The organism is Mycobacterium sp. (assembly GCF_035570115.1).
Taxonomy (GTDB): domain Bacteria; phylum Actinomycetota; class Actinomycetes; order Mycobacteriales; family Mycobacteriaceae; genus Mycobacterium.
In genome coordinates this window covers 1-3,343 of record NZ_DATMLH010000033.1, presented here as the reverse complement: position 1 = coordinate 3,343, position 3,343 = coordinate 1, and the positions used below count along the sequence as shown (strand labels likewise).

Genomic DNA, 3,343 nt, shown 5'->3' with positions numbered 1-3,343 from the left:
CCCGTCCACGACTTGGCGACGTGCACCGCGACGTCGGCGTCCGAGCGACGATGCTCCACCGCCCAGGTGCATTCCTCGGTGGCAGCGACAGCCCCTTCCAGCGCAATGTACATGTCGGCGATGCGATGCTTGACCGCCTGGAAACTACCGATCTGCCGGTCGAATTGGCGCCGCGTTCCCGCGTAGTCGACGGTCATCTCGAGGAGCCGACGGGCCACGCCGACACTCTCGGCGCACTGCAACGCGACTGCACCGCGCAGCAGGTCTGCTGCCGCTTGCGGGTCGGCGCAGACGGCCTCGGCCGCCACCGGCGTGTTCTCGAAGTCGACGGTGCAGTACCGGCGGGTGAGGTCCATGGTGTGCTGGGGGGTGACGCGGACGCCTGGCGCATGGGTGTCGACGACGACCAGTACCTGGCTGCCCTGGGAGTCCACGTCGACGAGGAGGTGGTCGGCGGCTTGTGCGTCGGGGATGAAGCGCCGTGCACCGGTGATCCGGTTGTCGCTCAGCGTCAGGACACCGTTTCCGCCGGGGTGGTCCAGCCCCCAGGAGGCGATGGCCCCTCCGGTGGCGAGCTGGGGGAGCAAACGTGCCTGCAACTCATCGGCGCCGTAGCGTCCCAGCACCCACGAGACCAGCCCGCTGGGGCCGAATGGACTCGGCTGCAGTGCGAAACCGAACTCTTCATTGAGGATGGCCAACTCGGTGAGGCCCTGACCAATTCCATCCAGCGACTCGGGGACGGTGATCGCGAGCCATCCCAGGTCGGCGATCTGCGTCCACAACGCGGGATCGTGCCCGGCGTCGGAGGCCGCCGCCGCGCGGATCTGCTCGGAGTTTCCGTGGCGGGCCAACACCTTCTGGGTGGCGGCGCGCAGTTCGTTCTGCTCGGGGGTGGCTAACTGCATGGCTTCAGCTCTCGTCTCGGTGGTGCTGGTGCGGTGGGGTCACTTCGCGGGGTCGCGGGGCAGTTTCAGCGCGCGCTCGGAGATCAGATTCCGCATGATCTCGTTGGACCCCGCCGAGATGGTGAATCCGCGCGCATAGAGGAATGCCTCCTGCCACCGGCCCGCATCGACCACGTCGGGGTCCTCAGTCTCGAGCACCCCGCGAGGGCCCTGCAGTTCGAGTGCGTAGGTGGCGATGTCGAGGTTGGTCTCGGTGAACACGACCTTCGACACTGGCGAGTCGCCCACGGAGTCCAGGCTCTGAGCGGACTTGAGCAAGGCCTTGAACCCGAGCAGGTCCGACACCTGCGCGCGGGCAAAGAACGCCCCGATCCGCCGCCGGACATCGCTGCTGTCGGCCGACTCGCCGCGGCCGGTGCCGGCGTTGTCCTGGGCGATGGAGACCAGCCGGCGTACGGCGTCGGCGATGGAGTCCTCGCGCTGGGACTGCGAGCGCTCGTGGGCCAGGGCGGCGCGGGTGATTGCCCAGCCCTCGCCCGGCGCGCCGATCATGTTGCCCGTCGGGATGCGGACCGCATCGAAGAACACCTCGTTGAAATCGCTGGACCCCGTCATCTCGCGCAGCGGCCGCACGGTGACACCGGGGCTGCGCATGTCGACGATGAAGGCGCTGATACCAGCATGTTTAGCCACCGACGGGTCCGTGCGTGCCAGCAGGAACCCGTAGTCTGCGACGTGGGCGTGGGTGGTCCATACCTTCTGACCCGTGACGACCCACTCATCGCCGTCGCGTTCGGCCTTGGTACGCAGGGATGCCAGGTCGCTTCCCGCGTCGGGCTCGCTGAACAGCTGGCACCATAGATCCTCGAATCCGCGGATCCGCGGCAGGAAGTGCTCCTTTTGCGCCTGAGTTCCATATTCCAGGAGTGCACCCGAGATCAGGTTGTAGGCGCCGATCGGTCGGGGCACCTTCGCGTCGGCGAGTTCGGTGTCGAAGACGAAGTCCTGCAACACGTTGTGGTCCTCGCGGCCCCCCCACTCGGTCGGCCAGTCCGCGCCGACGAAGCCGGCCTCGAACAGACTCGCGCACCAGGCCCGGTATTGCGGCAAGTCGTCGCGTTTGGGGCTACGGGTGCCGGGAAGACGCTGCATCGCCGGGCGGTGCGCCGCGACGTGTGCCCGAAGGCGATCGCGGTATTCGGTGAGGTCGTCAGTCAGCTCGAGGTGCATCAACGGGTCCCTTCAGTAGAACGCGATGGGTGAGGAGGTGCGCCCCGGCACCAGCAGGCCGCACGACGTGTCGGTGGGGCGTGCCGGGTATGCGTGACTCGGCGGCGGTGTCCGGTCATCGGCTGACGGGCTCGACGAGGGAGGTGTCCGGTAGCCCGAGTAGTTCGGCGGCGCGCTCGGCGAGACGCTCGACCAATGCGCATGGCTGGGAACGGAACTCGAGGACGACGCGTATGCAGCCGACGGCCAGGTAGGAGTCGACGTGGTCGGCCAAGCCGGGCAGGTCGTCCTCGGTGACGTGCAGCCGCACCGAGCGGGGTACGTGTCGCCCGGCGAGAGTGTCGAGTCGATCCCCGATGTGCGTCAACTCCGCCGGCGGCAGATCGTGGGGGTGCCAGACGTCGGCGACCCGCGCGGCACGCCGCAGCGCGGGCGCCGAGTGGCCGCCGACCCACAGCGGGGGATGGGGGCGTTGCGCCGGCACCGGCTCGGCGGCGACGTGGCGGAAGGAGAAGAACTCGCCCTCGTGGGCGATCTCTCCGCCGGCCCAGCAGGCCAGCATGACGGCGATCGCCTCGTCGGTAGCGCGGCCGCGATGCTCGTAGAGATCTTCCACGCCCAGCGCACGGAATTCGACCTTGCTCCACCCCGTTCCCACCCCGATGTCGACCCGTCCGCCGGAGAGCACGTCGAGGGTAGTGATCATCTTCGAGGCGAGCACGGGATTGCGGTGCGGCACCACCAGCACTCCGGTGCCCAGACGCACGCGTGTCGTCGTGGCCGCCATCCAGGTAAGTGCGGTCAGCGCATCGAGCCAGTGGTCGCCGTAGACACCTGCCATGGCCCGCACTCCGACCACGTGATCGGTGACCCACAGGGAGTCGTAGCCCCACACCTCTGCGCGTCGCGGCAATTCCCGCACCATGTCCGCGGCGCCGGGTTCGTTCGTGGTGACCACGAGTCCGACCGGGCGGACACTCGCCGCGTTCACGGGGTGACCGTGATCGCCTGTTCGGGGCATGATTCGGCTGCGTTCCGCATATCTTCCGCCGAGACGCTGTCCGTGGCGATCACGACCGCGTATCCGTCGTCGTCGAGATCGAAGGCCTCGGGAGCGGCGAAATGGCAGCGGGCGTGCCCCACGCACTTTGCGTTGTCCACGGCGACCTTCACGTCGAACCCCTTTTCGTCTCAGACCCTCATCG

4 protein-coding genes are annotated in these 3,343 nt (G+C 68.2%); all 4 read right to left on the bottom strand.

Annotated features, from left to right (window positions below; translation table 11 throughout):
* On the bottom strand, window positions 1–908 hold a 908-nt coding region (locus VNW74_RS02370), incomplete at its 3' end, for an acyl-CoA dehydrogenase family protein (RefSeq protein ID WP_325675006.1).
* A gap of 39 nt (window positions 909–947) precedes the next feature.
* Complete coding sequence (locus VNW74_RS02365; RefSeq protein ID WP_325675005.1) at window positions 948–2,138, bottom strand: acyl-CoA dehydrogenase family protein; 1,191 nt, start codon at window positions 2,136–2,138, stop codon at window positions 948–950.
* A 115-nt stretch (window positions 2,139–2,253) separates the two neighbouring features.
* The gene (locus tag VNW74_RS02360) at window positions 2,254–3,129 is read right to left on the bottom strand and encodes a TIGR03619 family F420-dependent LLM class oxidoreductase (protein ID WP_325675004.1); all 876 of its coding nucleotides are present in this window, start codon (window positions 3,127–3,129) and stop codon (window positions 2,254–2,256) included.
* Window positions 3,126–3,311, bottom strand: coding sequence for a ferredoxin (locus VNW74_RS02355; protein WP_325675003.1), 186 nt, complete (start codon window positions 3,309–3,311; stop codon window positions 3,126–3,128). The genes VNW74_RS02360 and VNW74_RS02355 overlap by 4 nt, the downstream gene beginning before the upstream one ends.
* Window positions 3,312–3,343: the final 32 nt, after the last annotated feature.